The sequence below is a fragment of the Protofrankia coriariae genome, from assembly GCF_001017755.1.
GTDB lineage: Bacteria > Actinomycetota > Actinomycetes > Frankiales > Frankiaceae > Protofrankia > Protofrankia coriariae.
The window spans coordinates 57,510-74,952 of record NZ_JWIO01000015.1; the positions used below are offsets into that span (position 1 = coordinate 57,510).

Here is a 17,443-nt window from a genome sequence, read left to right on the forward strand (position 1 = left end):
GGCCGGCGGCCAGCCGCCGGACGAGAGCGACAGCCTGCTGGACGAGGAACTCGGTGCGGCGTCGGGGCACGAAGACACCGGGGTCCACGGCTATCCGCAGGCCGCAGAACCACGCCCAGCCAAGGATGTGCTCAAGGGGCAGGCCGGCGGCCCGCCGATCCGCCATGGCGGCAAGCTCGTCCTCGGTCCGCGCCGCGCGAAAGAGCAGCCGCGCCTCATCCTCGGCGAAGACACAGCCGACGGCCCGCAGCCTGGCAACGACGGCGGGCAGAGACGACGGTGCTGGAGAAGGTGCTGGAGAAAACGACACGGGAACCTTTCGGGATGCCGAAGGGCGCCCTCCTGGCCACCTAGCGAGCCGAAAGCGGCACGATCATGTTTCTTTCGTGCTGCCGGGAGGCCTGAGCCCCCAGCGCACCGTGCGGTCGGATCACACGGCCGTAAGGTGGGAGCGCCCAGCCTGACACAGTGGAACCTGATGCCATCGGACCTGACGTCATGGGACCTGACACCGCGGGACCTGACACCGTGGGAATGGGACTCACCTCCTCGACGCGTCCTGCGTTGCTGAGAACAGCAACACTACCTGAGCGGACCCGCGACGCCGGACAGGGATCCGACAGACAAAAAAACAAATCTGCCGTATACGGTTCCGCGCCGCTCGGGCCCTCTCCGGCGAATACGGATTAGTCCCCTGGCACGGCCGGCGCGGATCTCCGATCAGGGACACGCCGGGCAGGCACGCCCTCGTCCGTCTCCGGTTCACGGCGAGCGGACGTTACGGGCCCCGCCAGGAGGAACCCGGATGAAACACAGGACGCCGGTCCCGCGCCGCCGCGCATTTACCGGCACCCAGCCGGAACACCGTTCAAACGATCAGGACACAATTAACATGCCAGAAACGAACACGGTGAGATCTCCTCACATCCTCAAGATTCTGTAACTATTCATACCGGCAGAATCGGTTGACCGGCGACAGCCCGCCCCGACTGTGGGTCATTCTCGACGAGGCGGTGCTCCATCGAAGCTGAAAGAACTGGACGCTGAAGGATCCGGACAATCGACGGCGGCACGGCGGACAGCATGATCGCGTCGTCGTCGGACCTCGCTTCCCGGGCCCCGGGAACCGGGCCACCCGGGATCGAGGCCCGGATCCCGGGGCCGCTGCCGGGTCCCAGGCGCAAGAGCATGATCATATAAAGGTGTGACCGCCGTAATCTCCGGCCGCCCAGGGCACGACGCCCAGGCGGCCTTCGTGTTCGCGGCAACGCCGGCCGGCAGCGGCCGACCGGCGAGCCACCGCGATGGTCGCTGTCAGGATAAGATCGATGACCTGACAGAAAGGGTCTTGCGATCGGGCCCACAACAGCGCACTCTTGTAGCTGTCCGGTCGGGTTGTGGTTCTTCCAGCGTTGGTCTTGACGACGGACGCGGGCAGACGTCATCCCGACCCTGCTGGCGGGTATCCACACCCGCTGTTGCCGTGGAGGAGCGTAGGTGCCATGAACGCCATCGACTGGGCGGAAGCCCCAGGGTCGGGGCGTCTCAGGCTTCCCTTCCGCCCGGCCTGCAGATCCGATTGGTTGCCACGATCACGCGTCGGCGGGACGTAGGTAAGCGATCACACGGCGCTCCGAACGACGATCGTCATGGAGCGCGAACCCTTCCCTGGATCCATTGCACCTCTGACGCTGTCAGACGGTCTTTTTGTCGCTGTTGTTTCCGCGCAACGGGAGGTGATCAGCGTGGCCACTGTCACGACTAACCTGCTCAGCACCCCGCTGGAGGATCCGCGTGCCGAGCGGGTGCGCCGCACCGCCCTCGCCGCATACGTTGACGGAAAGATCAGCTTTGCCCAGGCGAACTCCCGTGTCCGTAGGGCAATGGAAAGGTTCCACGTCTGATCTGACCGTCGTACACGCGACCGCCAGCCGGTCAGGTCCCGGTCAGCAGGTTCAGCCGAGCCGATCCGTCGGCAGGTCGGACAAGAACGAACCCATCAGGGCCGTCTCGTTCTTCTCCCGTATCGCCTGTCGCCGCGCATCCCAGCGATGCGGGATCCGCTCGGCTGGTCCGGGCGTGCCCCGCCTCCGGACAGCCGGTCCGGCAGAACGGCAGAGCGAATCACCTGGATCACCGCGTTCGCCGACGACAGATCGTTTCCGCGCGGAGCTGTCCTTACGAGAAGTACGCTTTCATGAAAAATCCGGTTTCGTGAAGAACGTGGGCAGCGGCTGTCCCGCGGACGGCATCGGCGATCCGCTGTACCAGGTGGGGTCTTCCAGGTCATCGCTGTGATCGTTCGGACAGCGACTCGGGCCGGGATTCCGGCTCGGGCGCACTGGTCGCCACCCGGTCCCTGCCAAGACCGAAAATCCCGACCGCGACCAGCAGCAGGGAGGCGACGAAGGCCACCATCCGCGGTCCTTCGGGCGCCGACTCGCCGAACAGGGTCAGGCCGAGCATCACCGGCAGGAAGGCCGAGACCCCGCTGGTCACCGGAAACGCGATCACCGCAGCCTGCCCCTGCAGCCCCCGCTGTTCCAGGCCCAGGGCAAGCACGGAGAAAAGGATCAGAACGTACGGGGTCGGGGTGGCCAGCAGACGGGCCAGCTCATGATCGTCCAGGTAGAGGCCGATCTGACGGGTCGCCAACGTCGCGATCGCGTAACAGGCCCCCGCGGACAGCCCGAACAGCAGCGCTGCCTGGGCGATCCGCTCCCCTCTGCCCGCCCGGTTCGCCAGCCACGCGCCCACAGCCGTGAACGTCAGCCCGCAGGCCAGGAACAGCCCCATGTCATGGTTGCTCGCCCGGTCGCCGACCTCGGCGCCGCGGCTGAAGGCAAAGGTGAGCAGGGCGATTCCGGCGACCATGGATGCCATCCCGCGCCAGCCGGCCCGGCTGATCCGCTCCCCGAGGAACCGTCGGGCCAGCAACGCGAAGACCACCATGTCGCCCGCCATCAGCGGCGCGACAAGGGCCACCGGGGCCACCGACAGGGCCAGCACCTCCAACAGGAACGATCCGGCCTCGACCGCGAGCCCGAGCAGCCACAACGGGCGCACCGTAAGACGGAGCAACAGCCCGAGCCCGAGCCCACCACCAGGTGGTGCCTGCCGCGCCGCGACAGCCTGGATCATGGGAGCCATCCCGTAGAAGGCCGCTGACACGACCGCGATCGGTGCGCCGACGGCGAGCGCGTTGTTCACGCGCCGCCCGGAATCCGGCCGGGGTGTGTACGTGTGCCACCGCTGCGTCCCACGTCCCCTACCATCCCATCTCCGCTGCCGCACCACGCCCGCGCGGGCTGTCTCTTACCAGTCCTACCAGCCATTACCCAGCTCGACCTGGCTGAGTGCGGCGCCGAACGCCTGCTCCCAGGCGTCCGGCGTACCGACCACGCGGACCGAGGGCGGCTTGGTGCGATCCAGCGCGGCAAGCACTGACCGGCGCAGGGACGCGGTGTCCGCGGAGGTCACGTCCGCCCGGCCCCGGTCGAGTTCGAGCTGGAGGTTGTCCCGGCCGTGACCGGGCACGACGTCGAGCAGCAGGAGATCTCGTCCGATCACGCGGGCCTCGCTGCAGGTGTCCCCCGACGAAGTGACCACAAGATCACTTGCTGTCATCAGTTCGGGAATACGGTCAGTGAAACCGAACGGGATGACCTGCTGACGGGTGCGTGCCAGCCCCCGCAGCCGGGCCTCGAGCGAGGCGTTGCGCCCGGCCACCGCGATCACCCACACGCCGGACTCGGCCAACGCCCGGGCACCGGCGACCAACGGGCCGAGGCCCCAGGAGCCTGACATCAGCAGTACGCAGCGCGCGTCAGCGGGGATGCCGAGGGCGGCCCGGGCCGCGGCCTGCGTCGGCGGGTCGTAGAAGGGTTGACGCACCGGCGTCGGGACGACGGCGATCCGCGCCTGGGGATGGAACCGGCGGACGAATCGCGCCGCCGTGGCCGAGGTGACCAGGTACAGATCGGTGTTGTCATGCACCCAGAGCCGGTGGACGCAGACATCCGTACAGAACACCGCTGTGATCATGCCGGGATGCTCGGCCTTGATCCGACTCGCCGCCGCGGCCCCGGTCGCGAAGATCGACAGAAGCAGTTCGACCGGCTGCTCGCGCAACGTCGACGCCAGCCTGGGGACAAGGAACCGGGACGCGGTCGCCTCGATCACCCGCGCCAACGGGCCGCCCGGCCGCATCTGCGAAAAGTGCACCGCGTCGTAGAGGCCCGGTACGGCCAGCATTCCTCGGAACACGGCCTCCCCCATGGCACCGGCACGGCCACCCATCATGCGCAGGGAGTCCAGCGTGCGGGTGGAGAACCCACGCAGGGTCAGCGAGTGTGCGCAGGCCTGTGCCATGACATCGTGGCCCATCCCGAGCGAGCCCGACAGCAGCAGCGCCCGCTTCCCAGCGTGCTGGGGCTGCCGGGCCGGGACCGCCACCGGGCCACCCGTGGGACCGTCGGCCATCTCGTCGGCCATGACTTACTCGGACGACGCCGGGACGCCGACCACGTCGGCCGCCTGGCGGGGTGGTATCGGGGCCAGCTGGTCACGGGTGGGCCGCCGATCGGCCAGGTACCACTCGACATACTGCCGGACCCCGTCGGCGAACCGGGTGGTGGGACGCCAGCCCAGCAGCGCTTCGGCCGCCGCGTTCGACACCGGCCGCCCCCGGAAGTCGCCCGGGCGCGCCGGAACATGCTCGATCCGGACGCCGGGGACATGGTCGCGGACCGCCTGTGCCATCGCCAGCACGCTGACCCGTTCATCGCCTTCGAGCGCGATCGTCGCATTACGCGCGGAGTCGGCCAGGGCGAGTACGTGCGCGTCGGCCAGATCACGGACGAACACATAGTTGCGGAACTGCTGGCCATCGCCGGCGATCGTGAGCGGTTCCCCGTCGAGTGCCTTCCGGAGAAACCGGGCCAGGACCAGTTCGTCCCGCATGCCGGGACCGTAGGGAATGCCGTAGCGCAGAATCGTGAAATCCACACCATAGGTCTGCTGGTAGCTGTGGAGCAGCAGCTCCGCCGCAATTTTGGTGGAGGTGTAGACATGACCGGCACGAACCAGCGCGAACTCGACGTCCTCGGTCAGCGGGTGCGGGTCGTCCGGATCGCCGCCGGCCGCGCCGTAGACCCAGACGGTGCTGGCGAACAGCACCCGGCGCACACCGGCAACACGCGCCGCTTCACAGACGTTCGCCGTGCCCTCGACGTTGAGCCGCACGGTCCGGATCGGGTCGGCGAAGGCATGGTCGACATTGGACATGCCAGCGAGGTGGAAAACCACCTCACAGCCGGCGAACGCGCTGGTGACAGCGGGCAGGTCCAGAACGTCGAGCACCCTGTGATCAGCGCGTGGATCTGCCCTGTGTGTCTGTAGGTCGAGTGCAATCACGTCATGGCCGGCATCGGCGAGCCGGTCCGCTACGTGGGCTCCGATGAACCCGGAGCCTCCGGTGACGGCTATACGCATGGTCATCAGTCCAGAATTGTCGGTTGCGGGCCGGGTCGCCCGATGAAATTGCCCCGAGAACTGTTACGAGCGATGATCACATGATCAGGGCTGTACCGCCAGGGTCTCGAGAGCGGACGCGAGCGACGCAAGCACGTGATCCGCCTCGGCCTCGGTCATGTCCGAGTGGACCGGAAGACACACGTGACGGGCACACAGATCCTCGGCGACCGGCAGGTTGCCGCCGGCATACGACGCGAAGGCCGGCTGCTGGTGCAGCGGCGCCTCATACACCTCACCCGACAGCGACACGCCGTGGCGCTCCTTGAGCTCCTTTTTCAGCCGGGCCCGATCAGTGCCCGGACGCGGCAGAGCCAGATATTTGTAGAAGTTGCTGTACCCGCCGGCCGGCACCCGGACCGGCTCGATCCCGTCGATACGGTCGAGTCCCGCGTCGTACCGGGCGGCGACCCGGCGGCGGACCTCGAGGAATTCGGACAACCGGCGCAGGTGTACCAGCCCGGTCACGGCATGCAGCTCACTCAGCCGCCAGGCGTAGCCCTGTTTGATGTGAACGTTGCCGAGAAAACCGGCTTTCCCCTGGTCCCGGAATATCACCGCCTCGTCCCGCACGCGTTCGTCGGCGGTGAGTATCATCCCGCCCTCGCCGCTGGTTATGACCTTGGTCGGGTAGAACGAGAACGCCGCGGCCGTGCCGAAGGACCCCGCGGGGCGACCGTCATGGCTCACTCCGTGGGCGTGCGCCGCGTCCTCGACCAGAAAAATGCCCCGTTCGTCACACAGTGCCCGAATAGCGTCGACATCCGAAGTGATCAGACCGCCTATGTGCACCAGAATGACCGCCCGGGTACTCGGTGTAAGCACGTCGGCCACGGTGGCCGCGCTGAGCGCGAACGTGCCGGGGTCCACGTCCGCGAAAACCAGGTTCGCGCCGGCCCGCAGGGCGGCGAAACCGGTGGCCGCAAAGGTGTTCGTGGGTATAATGACGTCCGAACCCGCCACGTCCAGCGCCCGGAGAATAATCTCAAGCGCCGCTGTGCCGCTACTGACCGCAATGCCAAAAGGGGCGTCGTGGGCCGCGGCAAACGCGGCCTCGAACTCCCTCGTATACGCGCCGAGCGTCAGCGCCCCACTGGCCAGGATCCCCGACACCGACGACGCAATCTCCGCGCGATCGGCTTCCGGGAAGACGATCCGCGCTGATGGAACCTGCATCTGCACCCCTTCAGAGTCCCGCGTCCTGTCAAGTCACCACCTGCCGGTCCGGGCACGGTGGACAGCGACGCTACCGGTTCGCCCACCGGGTGGCCGTCAGGATCATCCCGCTCTCGGACATCCTCCCCTGATCCTTTTCACGGCCACCCACCGGAGAGCCGCCCGCCCGGCCCAGGAATGACCGCCGAGCACCCGGTTTACGTTTTGGCGTATCCATTAAATAGTAGATCTCATTGCCGTCCAATACCCATCCGACAGATACTCGTCCGACCACAGTGGGACAAGTCACCTGGACGATCCGACAAACCGGCCACAACGGCCGCGAGCCAGAATCACAACAACGCAACCATGGTCTTGCGATCAGTCGGCGGGTGCATTTTACGGCTCGCCGACGACCGGAGACTACCTCGTGTCACCGCGCCATAAACAGGTAGCAATATCGATCTTCGGGGAAAGTACCCGACCGCCAGGTGTGTCCACAGGGCGGGCAAGGCCGGCAAGGCCGGTGAGGTCGACGCAGGGCCTGGTCGTCCAGGGGCATCGCCGCTGTGGACGAGCGGCGCCCGGCACACCCGCCGCATGGTCGCCGACCAGGTCTGACCAGGCACGGTGACAGGTCACGGACAGCATGAAAGGCCCCGGCAGAGGGTAGACATGATCTGACGTACGGGGGGAACGCAGATCATGTACCACTCTGCCGGGACGCACAACAAGACTATCGGGAAGGCGCCCATAAGGGGAGCCGGAACGGCCAGGACTTTGGTCCCGTCTCGAGTCCCCTCCCAGTACCGTGACAGCGCCGCGAACCGTCCGTTACGGATATGAGTCCGATCGGGATATCAATGGACACAGTGGACATAAAGGGGCGCTCGGAGACAGCGCCGAACCTGACCCGCCAGCGGATCTCCCACGGACCGAAAACAACACGATCATTTTTCCCGGGCGCTCGACAGCCCGGCGACAGGCACGGAAGATCCAGAAGATCACGAAGATCTTTGAAGCCCGACAGATCCGAGAGGACTGAATGGCCAGAAAGGCCCGGAAGCTGGAACCGCCGGCCCGGGATGCCGCGGATCCCCGGCTTGCGAAGCGGTCCGAAGGAGCCACAAGGTGACACGGAACAAGATCGTCAGAAGCCTCGCCGGTGTCGTGGAACTCGTTGACAAGGTGGAGCCCTGCATCGAACTTCGGGACACGATGACCGGCGGCGAGGCAGCTCGGGAAATGCGCGACGCAAATGTCCAGTATGCCCGTCTCGTGCATCTGGAGAAAGATCTTGCTCGATCGTCGATCGTCACTGTCGGGGATCTCGACAGGCTTTCCGATCCCGCCCGCCCACTGCTGGAAATGATCGACACCTTCCAGCCTGAGATCTTCCTCGACTGGCGCGACTTTCTCACCGATGCGGTCAACAGGTCACTGCGTGGCATAACGGCCGAGACGACCATCACGGTCGAGGACGACGGCCAGCCGCTCGGCCTCCTTTCGGCCGGGACCGTCCAGGCATTCGTCGCGGCCAGCCGGGAGTGAGCAGCGGCAGCCTCGGTCGGGCGTCACCGGTTCGCATCGGCCCGACGACTGGGAGCCGGCAGCCGGCGATGTCCTATCGGCGCCGCGCTCCGCAGCGTACCGGTTGGCGTTGGTATTGACGTTGGTGGTAAGGCGAACCCGCCACCACACACTGCCCCGCCATGTGGGCCGACCCGTGTCGACGGGCCACACAATATGGGACCATATCGCTCGACAGTGCTCCCATATCGCATGGGAGCACCATGCAGCACCCAACACAGGAAGGCTGCTATTCAGCCATGAGAGCATCCCCGGTGTGCCGTACGGATATCGACGAACACAAACCGGGAGAACTCGGCCGGATCCCGGATCGGCGCCGGCTTTCGGTCAGCTCCGCCCCAGCCGCCCCGCCAGTCACACCAGGTGAGCACATCCAACGATTCCTGCCATCGGGACCGTCCTGGTCCGTCCGATGACAGGATTCCGGTCAGACTGGATTACGACACCGTCCAGCACCGCATAACCGGAACGGCAGACCGACATGGCAGACAGAGCATGAACATCGAAACTCCCGGCTGGTTCCGGACCGCACTCGAGCGGCGGCCCGAACAGTATGTAACGGAGGTCGAGGGATGCCGGATCAGTTACCGATGCTGGGGGGAACCGGACCGGCCGGGAATCATCCTCGTACACGGGGGCTCCGCGCACGCCGGCTGGTGGGATCACATAGCGCCATTGATTGACAACGAATACCGGGTCGTCGCCATCGACATGTCCGGCCATGGCGACAGTGGGCGCCGCGATGACTACAGTCTCCAGAACTGGGCTGCCGAGATAGTCGGGGTCGCCGAACACGCCCACCTGGCCGGCAACCCGATCGTGATCGGCCACAGCATGGGCGGCTGGGCGTCGATCATGGCCGCTGCCAGCTACCCGGAACGGATCAGCGGGATCGTTATCCTCGATGCCCCCGTCGCCGACGTCACCCCTGAGGAAAGAGCCGCCCGCGAGCGTACGGCGTTCGGACCGCTGCGGGTCTACCCGACCGTGACCGAGGCGCTGGCCCGCTTCCGGGCCGTGCCCGATCAGCCCAACATGCTGCCCTACGTCGTCAACCACGTGGCGCGGTCGTCCATGGGCGCTGTCGAGGGAGGCTGGACCTGGAAGTTCGATCCGGGGATCTTCCGCGGCCGCCGGCCCTCCCCGCAGATCCTCAAGGAGGTGCGTTGTCGGGTTGCGCTGTTCCGGGCCGAACACGGTCTGATCACCCCGGACATCGGCACCGAGATGTACGAACTGCTCGGCCGGGTCGCGCCGGTCATCGAGATCCCGCTCGCCGGACACCATCTCATGCTCGACCAGCCGCTGCTGCTGGTCACCGGTATCCGGACGCTGCTCGCGGACTGGCAGCACTCGGTCCCGCAGACCCGCCCGAAGGTCGGGACGAACATCGGGTAGCCGCCCGGCGGAAACGCTGGAGCGGGCTCTGGGCCGTTCCAGCTGGAATCTGGTCGATCGCGCGGCCTGGGCCCCGGGCCGTCACCCCGTATATCCGGACGACTCCGCTTCTCCGAGACGATGGCCGGAAATCAGGCCCGCTCCCGGTTCCCCGCCCCGCCGCCGCCGCACGCTCACCGGCTCGACGCCCACCGGTTCGGCGTTCACCGGCGCGGTGCCCGATGCTGGTGCCGTCGGCTGGCCGGATCCAGCGACGAAGGACGCGATCGCGGCGATCACCAGCGTTGTGATCGAGAACACGAACACGGCGGCAAGGCCGTCCGCGAACGGCCCGGAAATCAGATTCGGGAAAAAGGCGTGTCCGGTCACGTGGGCACCACCGTCCGGCAGCGCCGCCAGTGTCTGCGGTGTGAGCAGCTGTTCCATCGGGTTGTAGCCGAGAAATGCCGAGAACAGGACGCCGATCGGTGGGAGGTCGGCCACCGTCCGCGCGGTGGCGTCCGGTACGCCCTGCGCCAGCAGGCCGTTGAACATGGTCGCCGGCAGGGTACGGGAGAGCCCGGCGACGATGAGGGTGAAGACCAGACCGATGGACAGCACGATGGCGGAGTTCTGGAAGGTCGCCGTCATACCGGCGCCGACCCCTCGCTTGTTCGCCGGCAGCCCGTTCATGACGTCGGCACGGTTCGGCGAGGAGAACAGGCCGGTACCGATGCCGTTGATGAACAGAATCAGCGCGAACGGCAGGTAGGAGAAGTTCACCGGTATGACCATGAACAGCACGAAACTGGCGATGACGATGACAAGGCCACCGACCGTGAAGATACGGGCGCCGAACCGGTCGGAGAGCGCCCCCGCCACCGGCGCGGCCAGCAGGAACCCGATCGTCAACGGGATCATGTAGATACCCGCCCACAGCGGCGTCTCGGTAAAGCTGTAGCCGTGCTGCGGCAGCCAGATCCCCTGGAGCCAGATGATGAGCACGAACTGCAGCCCACCGCGTCCAAGCGATGCCAGCAGGGAGGCGATGTTGCCGGCGGTGAACGAGCGGATGCGGAACAGTCGCACGTCGAACAGGGGTTCTCTGATCTTCGACTCGATGATCGCGAAGGCGACCAGGATCGCCAGGCCACCGATCATCGCGCTGAGCACCCAGGGGTTGGTCCAGCCCATCGTGTGCCCGCTGTAGGGCTGGATGCCGTAGGTGATCCCGACCAGCAGTATGATCAGCCCGCTGGCGAACGTCGCGTTTCCCCACCAGTCCATCGAGGTGCGTTGCCGCACCCCGTTGTCCCGGAGTTTGGCGTAGGCCCAGAAGGTCCCGAACACGCCGAACGGCACCGACACCAGGAAGACGTAGTGCCAGTTGACGGGGGCGAGCACACCGCCGAGCAGGAGCCCGATGAACGTGCCGGCGATACCGGACACCACGTTGATGCCCAGCGCCAGCCCACGCTGTTGGACGGGGAAGGCGTCGGTGAGGATCGCGGTGGAGTTGGCGAAGATGAACGCCCCGCCCACACCCTGCACGATCCGCCAGCCGATGAGCCACAGGGCCGCCGCACTGCCATCCATCCAGGTGAGGGCCAGCAGAACGGAGGAAACGGAGAAAATCGCGAAACCCATGTTGTACATGCGGACGCGTCCGTACATGTCCCCAAGACGCCCGAAGGTCACGACCAGGACGGCTGTGACGATCAGGAAGCCCAACATCATCCACAGCAGATAGCTGGTGTTACCCGGCTCCAGCGGGTTGATGTTGATTCCGCGGAAGATGTCCGGCAGAGCGATCAGGACGATCGAGGAGTTGATCGTGGCCATGAGGATGCCCAACGTGGTGTTGGACAGCGCAATCCACTTGTAGTGCCGGCCCGGTGCGGCGGATTCGTCAACCACAGCGGACGGTCGCGCCGCGTCGCGATCGTCCGCCGCGTCCGGCTCTGCATGATCCGCGTCCCGCACCTGGCGCCCCTCCTCGAACGTCGACGATGCTTCGCATCGAAAACTTGCTTAGTAAGACTAAACAAGTTCCGCTCATCAAGGAAGACGGAAAAATCCGATCAAGAGGCAGACGTCGGAGTTACGGCAATAATTTCACATCACATACACAACGGAATCTCTCCTGGTACCATCCGATGGTCAACCGCAGCAGGCGCCGCCACAGCAGGCGCCGCCGCCTGACGGAACGGGCACAGGCGAGGCCGACGCCGACCCCCCACGGCTGACGGCGACGGCGGTGAACACCCGGGTGGTGTCGATATGACCGTCCGGGCACGGATTGTTGACGGCGGCCGGTTCGCTGATGCCGCGTCGCACCTCGAAACTGGTGTCGCACGCACGGCAACGGTACTGGTACGCAGGCACGGACCGATTTTACGCCGGTCGACCCTCGCGATGACGGATCACCGTCATCGCGATCACGGCGCACCCGCACGCCTCCCTGGCCGCCTGTCCGGGCCGCGGGCAGCGCGACGGTGCTCCTCGCGGATCCTCGCGCTGCCGGAGGCCCGGTTTCCTGGCCGTCCGGGCGACCGGGTACCTGGAGCTCTCGCCCGGCGTCATCTTCTCGGACCGTTCCCGCCCGGAGTCATCTTCGGACGGGCCGGTCGCCGTGGATCAGCGGAACTGAACCGGCTGGCCGGTCGCCTCCAGAACCGACAGCCAGAGGTCACCGGCCGGATCGACCTGGCTGCGGTGGCTGATGGCCATCGTGATCGGGACGTGCACGAACCGGCGGCGCCACCGTCCGACGATCACTTCGGTGCGGCCGGACATCGCCGCGTGCACCGCGGCGTGCGAAAGCCGGATGCAGTACACGCTGTCATAGGGGTTGGCCGGCACGCTGCGGATCACATAGCTCGGGTCGATGTACTTGAGGTTGACCTCCATGTTCACGGCGGTGAAGTGGTCCGTGATCCGCTGGGTGAGGAGCTTGCCCACGTCCCGCAGCTTCACGTTGCCCGAGGCGTCGCTGCCCTGGGGCGTGCCGGCATCCTCCCGGGCGAGGAGGTCCTGGCCGGCGCCTTCCGCCACGACGACGACCGCGTGCCCCCGTTCCTCGACGCGCCTGTGCAGGAAGCGCAGGAGACCGCCCCCGCCATCGAAGGTGAAGGGCACCTCGGGGACGAGCACGACGTCCGCGTCGCTGTTCGCCAGGGACGCGTAACATGCCAGAAAACCCGAGTGTCGGCCCATGAGTTTGACGACCCCGATACCGTTGGGCGACGACATCGCCTCGACGTGCGCCGCCCGGATCGATTCGGACGCCTTCGAGAAGGCGGTCTGGAAGCCAAAACTCTGGTCGATGTACGGCACGTCGTTGTCAATCGTCTTCGGCACGCCGACAACGGCAATCTTGTCTCCGCGTTCACGGGCGACCCGGCCGATTTCAAGCGCGCCGCGCAGCGAGCCGTCGCCGCCGACCACGAACAGGATGGTGATGCTCATCCGCTCCAGGCAGTCGACGATCTCCTCCGGGTCCTGCTGGCCTCGGGACGTGCCGAGGATCGTTCCTCCGTTCTCGTTGATGGTGCTGACGAGCTCGGGGGTCAGGTCCAGCACGCTGTGGGCGTACCGGGCGATGAACCCCTGGTAACCGTTGCGGAAACCGAAGATCCGGGTGACGCCGTAGTGGGACGTCAGCTCCAGTACCAGGCCTCGGATGACGTCGTTGAGGCCGGGGCAGAGGCCCCCGCAGGTCACGATTCCGACCCGGGTCTTCGACGGGTCGAAAAAAATCTTCCGTCGCGGCCCTGCCGGCTCGAAGCCGGGCAGACTGTCCAGCGAAACGTTGCGCTGAGTAACCATCGACAGCGTGTCGTCGAGCAGTACGCGATCGTCCTCGTCGACGTAGTGCTGGGTCGTCCGCTTGTCGTCGATCAGCGGTGCCAGCGGCGACGCGATCCGACAGGGCCCCAGCACTCTGACCGAAGCATCCGGGACATCGTCCATCAGTAACACACCCTCGGCGACCGGTAACACGTCCCCGGCAGCCCCGGGACCAAGCCCCCGCGTACCGGCTGGTTTGCCGGCGGCCGACCGGCCGACAAAGCAGCCGGTACGCCAGCCGAATTTCCGACACAAAGCAGATATTCTCGAGTGAGACGCACCACGATTGTCAAATCTCCTTTCTCGCCCACTCACCTCGAAGCGTACCGGCCGAACTCCCGATGCCGATACGGGAGACCACAAACCACGTAACAACGGACGGCGGATGAAACCCGCTCTTTACCGGACGGATACACGTGGGAACGGTACCCGGGCCAACTGCCGACGGCTGCCGCCGGGCTGCCGGCAACCGTCGGCAGCCCGGCGGCAGGTCGCGGTCAGCGCCCGCCCACAGCCAGGCCGCCTCGGCGACGGTGCCCACACGGGACAGGAGTGAGATGACTAACGACGCACGAAACAGGAAGTGACAAAAAAGACAAAAGGCGTGCCAGCGGATGACCTGGACCGCCGGGTTCCGCAGCCGCCGTCACCGCGGGGCACGCCCGCCCGTACCCGCTCACCTACGTCAGTTACCCGCTTACACCAGTCCGGCGGTCCGGTCGTGCGGGGTCCCGACACGTTCGACCGGCCGGGCGGTCAGCGCGGGCAGACGCTCGGCGATGAGCAGGGCGAGGTCGTCGTGCAGGTTGCCACCGACGTGACCGTGCACGTGGGAGACGAGCCCGTCCAGCGCGGCGTCGAGAGTGACGGCTGTGAGCGCGGCAAGGTGGTCGTCCAGGCGGAAGAAGGCCCGCTCGCTGTTACGCGCCTCGATCAGGCCGTCGGTGAACAGCAGCAACCGGTCACCGGGATCCCACCGGCCGGTGGTCGCCGTGAACTGCTCGGCGATACCGAGCGGGGGGCTGGGGTCGATGATCTGTATCGGGCTGGCGGAGTCCCCGGACAGGAGCACGGGCGGCGGGTGCCCAGCCGAGATCATTCGCAGCATCCCGTCCGGATGGACATCGACGATCAGGGCGGTGACGAAATCCTCGGGCCCCGCCTCCCGAGAGACCGCCCTGGCGCAGGCCTCGGCGACCCGTTCGATCTCGGGGTAGATGACGGCGGCCTCCCGGAAGGCGCCGAGGACGACCGTGGTCAGCCGGACCGCCGGCAGCCCCTTGCCCTTCACGTCCCCGATGATCATTCGGGTGCCGGTGGGTGTCGTCACCACCTCGTACAGGTCACCTCCGACCAGGGTCTCGGCCGCCGCGGAAAGGTAGCGAGCGGCGAACGCGATCCCGTCGACAGCCCTGGGGACGGCTGGCAGCAGCGCCCGCTGGGCCACGTCGGCCACGGCGAGGGCACGTCCCAGCTCCTTCTCCCTGCGCAGCCGCGTCACCGCGACGTAGCCGGCGACGCCGGCCTGGATGGCGACCAGGACACAGGCTGCGACGTACTGCCCGCTACCGAAGTCCTCCCAGGCTCCTGACACCACGCTCGCGGCCACCGCTACCAGCCCCACGATCACGGTGACGACCGGCGCTCCGGTGGCCGAGGCGAGCAGCGGCACCAGCCCGTAGAAGCCGGTCAGGTTGCTCCACGGGACGACGATGTCGGCGACGACCAGCACGACCAGCAGGCCCAACAGGCCCAGCGGGCCGCTGTCGGTCGTCGCGACCGCGTTTCCGTCTGTCCGCACTGTCCGCACTGTCCCCATCATGACCACAACCAACGAACAAGGAAACGCCGATCACCACGATACGACCACGAGCGGGCCGCGCCACGCGGCAGGGATGCGGGCAGGATCGCACCCCGTCACCCGCCGCCGGACGAGCGACGACACCACCATGATCCGGCCACGTACGGGCGATCATCGACGCTCGCGCTACAGTTTGCAGTCGTCAACAAGACATGCCCAACACAACACTGCTGGATCGCAGTAGACACGGGAACATCAACTGTGCACCATCGGTGGCAATGCAGACGAATGATGTGAACCCGACAGACGGCCGATACCCGCCCGCCACCGGCAACGGGCCCGGACTGGCGCCGGCCGCCACCCCGCGGATCGTCGCAGTTTCCCGATCCGCATAGGGCCGACGGCCGGACGACCAGCGGGGTGAACGCACCTACGTCTGTCGCCGGAGACGGCCTCAAAGAAAGATCGACAGTAGTCGACCACCGAGCACGCGATCATGATTTCTCTCGCGCGCTCAGCAGCTCTGGAAGCTCAGACAGAACGTCCGTGGGGAGGGGGGAACACGGTGTGGAGGCAGACGCTGCTTCAGCTACGAGTAAAGATCTTCGCGTCGGCGCGGAAGCGCTCGAGCTCCTCCGCGCTGATGGTGGGCCGTGACGAGCGGGCCGCGGCGAGCAGGTCGTCGGTGGTCACCGGCAGCCGCTCCCCCTTGTCGACCGCGCGGAGGAAGGCCGCCGCCACCGCCCGCTGGACCATGGCGGCGAGGTCGGCCGGCGTGAACAGCTCCGTCGCCGCGACCACCGGTTCGGTGTCGACCTGCTTGTTGTCGATCCGTTCGAGGAAGCGGTCTAGCAGCAGGCGGCGCCCGGGCGCGTCCGGCGGTCCGACCGGGAGAATGAGATCGAAACGACCCGGGCGGACGAAGGCCGGATCGAGCGCCGCGATCGAGTTCGTTGCGCAGATCAGCAGACGCCCCGGGGTGCTGCGGAACTGGGGGATCGCCTTCAGCAGCTCGTTGACCACGGACTGGCTCTCCGGCCCGACGGCGTCCCTGGCCTGGGCGATCTCGTCGACCTCGTCGATGAAGACCACCACCCGCTCGACCTGCATGAGCTCGGTGATGGCCGTGCGCAGTTCGGCGGCGAGGTTGCCGTCGCCCGCCGCGACCAGTCGGGACGGCAGCAGCTCCACGAACGGCCACTCCAGACGGGCCGCCACCGCCCGGGCGAACGACGTCTTACCGGTGCCCGGTGGCCCGAACAGGAGCATGGCCGTCGGGGTGACGAGCCCGTACGTCTCGGCCAGTTCGTTTTCCTTGATGGGCAGCAACAGGCGTTGTTCCACCAGCCTCTTGCCGTCGGCCATACCGGCCAGCCCGTGCCATTCGGCCGCGGTGAGCAGGGTGCCGCCCCAGCGTTCCACGGTCGTGACGTCCACCGGCCGCAGCGGTTCGTACTTCTCGTAGAGCGTGAGCCCGGTCCTGGCGAATCCCCGGTTGCGGAAGGCAAGTTCACCGAACTGTCCCGGCGCGAGCAGCGTCGTGATGCGACGGTGTCCGGCATGCAGCAACTGGTTCTCCAGCGCCTGTAGGAGGGCGGATCCGATTCCCCGGTAGCGCCAGGCCGGCGAAATTGCCAGCGCAATCACCTGGGCGTGTCCGCGCTCGTATTTCGCGACCGCGACGCCCACGAACTGGTCAGGTGTGACGGCGACAACCGCGGGGGTGCCCTCCCGCAGCGCGAGAACCGTGTCGGTCAGGTCAAAGGATGGTCCTTCCGCGTCAGCTCTGACCTCCTCAAGCAAATGGACCGTCGCAGTGTGATCGTTGGTGTCGTAGGACCGCACGTGCCAGTTCGTCACAGCCGGCTCCCTTCACTCGTGTCACTCGTGCGCAAGTAGGTTAGATTACCTGTCGCGTCGTTTACACTCGGGCGGCCACTCGTGGCGGCGGCAAGAATCCCGCAACGCAGGATGAGGAGCGCCCACGGGCAGGAGTGTCATTTCGTGACATCCTGCCCGCGGGCGCTCCGAAGGAATCGGATCACCACCCCGCCATGTTCTCCTCCGGGGTCACGGGCGGAGCGAGAAAACAGTGGTATCCGATCTGGTGAGCTGGTCGACTTCACCGGCCGGGGCGGG

General features: G+C 66.7%; 12 protein-coding genes and 2 pseudogenes. 4 read left to right on the top strand and 10 right to left on the bottom strand.

Annotated features, from left to right (window positions below; genetic code table 11):
* A pseudogene (locus FrCorBMG51_RS31095) lies at positions 1-310 on the bottom strand (putative protein N(5)-glutamine methyltransferase); the annotation flags it as partial.
* A gap of 649 nt (positions 311-959) precedes the next feature.
* Between FrCorBMG51_RS31095 and FrCorBMG51_RS31100 the strand changes: the two are divergent.
* Positions 960-1,031: pseudogene (locus FrCorBMG51_RS31100) on the top strand (hypothetical protein); the annotation flags it as partial.
* A 714-nt stretch (positions 1,032-1,745) separates the two neighbouring features.
* Positions 1,746-1,904, top strand: coding sequence for a hypothetical protein (locus FrCorBMG51_RS29565; RefSeq protein WP_013875315.1), 159 nt, complete (start codon positions 1,746-1,748; stop codon positions 1,902-1,904).
* Between the two features lie 382 nt (positions 1,905-2,286).
* Here FrCorBMG51_RS29565 and FrCorBMG51_RS11630 read toward each other — a convergent pair whose 3' ends face one another.
* The 4 genes from FrCorBMG51_RS11630 to FrCorBMG51_RS11645 form a co-directional block, all read right to left on the bottom strand.
* Positions 2,287-3,210: a DMT family transporter gene (locus FrCorBMG51_RS11630; protein WP_047223090.1), complete on the bottom strand. Its 924-nt coding sequence runs from the start codon at positions 3,208-3,210 to the stop codon at positions 2,287-2,289.
* Positions 3,211-3,324: 114 nt separating this feature from the next.
* Complete coding sequence (locus FrCorBMG51_RS11635) at positions 3,325-4,494, bottom strand: MGDG synthase family glycosyltransferase (RefSeq protein ID WP_047223091.1); 1,170 nt, start codon at positions 4,492-4,494, stop codon at positions 3,325-3,327.
* 3 nt (positions 4,495-4,497) lie between these two features.
* Entirely contained in the window at positions 4,498-5,493 is a 996-nt protein-coding gene (locus tag FrCorBMG51_RS11640; protein WP_047223127.1) for an NAD-dependent epimerase/dehydratase family protein, read from the bottom strand.
* 84 nt (positions 5,494-5,577) lie between these two features.
* Positions 5,578-6,708, bottom strand: a complete 1,131-nt coding sequence (locus FrCorBMG51_RS11645; RefSeq protein WP_047223128.1) for a DegT/DnrJ/EryC1/StrS family aminotransferase — start codon at positions 6,706-6,708, stop codon at positions 5,578-5,580.
* A 1,110-nt stretch (positions 6,709-7,818) separates the two neighbouring features.
* On the opposite strand from FrCorBMG51_RS11645, the gene FrCorBMG51_RS11650 reads away from it, so the two are divergent.
* Positions 7,819-8,238, top strand: a complete 420-nt coding sequence (locus FrCorBMG51_RS11650) for a hypothetical protein (protein ID WP_047223092.1) — start codon at positions 7,819-7,821, stop codon at positions 8,236-8,238.
* Positions 8,239-8,772: 534 nt separating this feature from the next.
* Positions 8,773-9,675: an alpha/beta fold hydrolase gene (locus FrCorBMG51_RS11655; RefSeq protein WP_047223093.1), complete on the top strand. Its 903-nt coding sequence runs from the start codon at positions 8,773-8,775 to the stop codon at positions 9,673-9,675.
* Between the two features lie 81 nt (positions 9,676-9,756).
* Here the strand turns inward: FrCorBMG51_RS11655 and FrCorBMG51_RS11660 are convergent, their stop codons facing one another.
* The 5 genes from FrCorBMG51_RS11660 to FrCorBMG51_RS11680 form a co-directional block, all read right to left on the bottom strand.
* Positions 9,757-11,637 (bottom strand): MFS transporter, encoded by a 1,881-nt coding sequence (locus FrCorBMG51_RS11660; RefSeq protein ID WP_052914590.1) that lies wholly within the window; start codon positions 11,635-11,637, stop codon positions 9,757-9,759.
* Positions 11,638-11,814: 177 nt separating this feature from the next.
* Positions 11,815-12,039 carry an FmdB family zinc ribbon protein gene (locus FrCorBMG51_RS11665; RefSeq protein WP_047223094.1) on the bottom strand — a complete coding sequence of 75 codons (225 nt, stop codon included), beginning with the start codon at positions 12,037-12,039 and terminating at the stop codon, positions 11,815-11,817.
* Between the two features lie 252 nt (positions 12,040-12,291).
* Complete coding sequence (locus FrCorBMG51_RS11670; protein WP_047223095.1) at positions 12,292-13,626, bottom strand: ATP-dependent 6-phosphofructokinase; 1,335 nt, start codon at positions 13,624-13,626, stop codon at positions 12,292-12,294.
* A 574-nt stretch (positions 13,627-14,200) separates the two neighbouring features.
* On the bottom strand, positions 14,201-15,304 hold the full coding sequence (locus FrCorBMG51_RS11675) for a PP2C family protein-serine/threonine phosphatase (RefSeq protein ID WP_338052735.1): 1,104 nt from the start codon (positions 15,302-15,304) through the stop codon (positions 14,201-14,203).
* A 585-nt stretch (positions 15,305-15,889) separates the two neighbouring features.
* Positions 15,890-17,164 carry a GNAT family N-acetyltransferase gene (locus tag FrCorBMG51_RS11680; RefSeq protein WP_047223096.1) on the bottom strand — a complete coding sequence of 425 codons (1,275 nt, stop codon included), beginning with the start codon at positions 17,162-17,164 and terminating at the stop codon, positions 15,890-15,892.
* Positions 17,165-17,443 lie beyond the last annotated feature (279 nt).

What these genes read in the sequence shown, in the direction of transcription:
- FrCorBMG51_RS11635 (WP_047223091.1), bottom strand. Translation starts at nt 4,494, where the DNA reads ATGGCCGACGAGATGGCCGACGGTCCCACGGGTGGCCCGGTGGCGGTC.
- FrCorBMG51_RS11640 (WP_047223127.1), bottom strand. Translation starts at nt 5,493, where the DNA reads ATGCGTATAGCCGTCACCGGAGGCTCCGGGTTCATCGGAGCCCACGTA.
- FrCorBMG51_RS11645 (WP_047223128.1), bottom strand. Translation starts at nt 6,708, where the DNA reads ATGCAGGTTCCATCAGCGCGGATCGTCTTCCCGGAAGCCGATCGCGCG.
- FrCorBMG51_RS11655 (WP_047223093.1), top strand. Translation starts at nt 8,773, where the DNA reads ATGAACATCGAAACTCCCGGCTGGTTCCGGACCGCACTCGAGCGGCGG.
- FrCorBMG51_RS11670 (WP_047223095.1), bottom strand. Translation starts at nt 13,626, where the DNA reads ATGGACGATGTCCCGGATGCTTCGGTCAGAGTGCTGGGGCCCTGTCGG.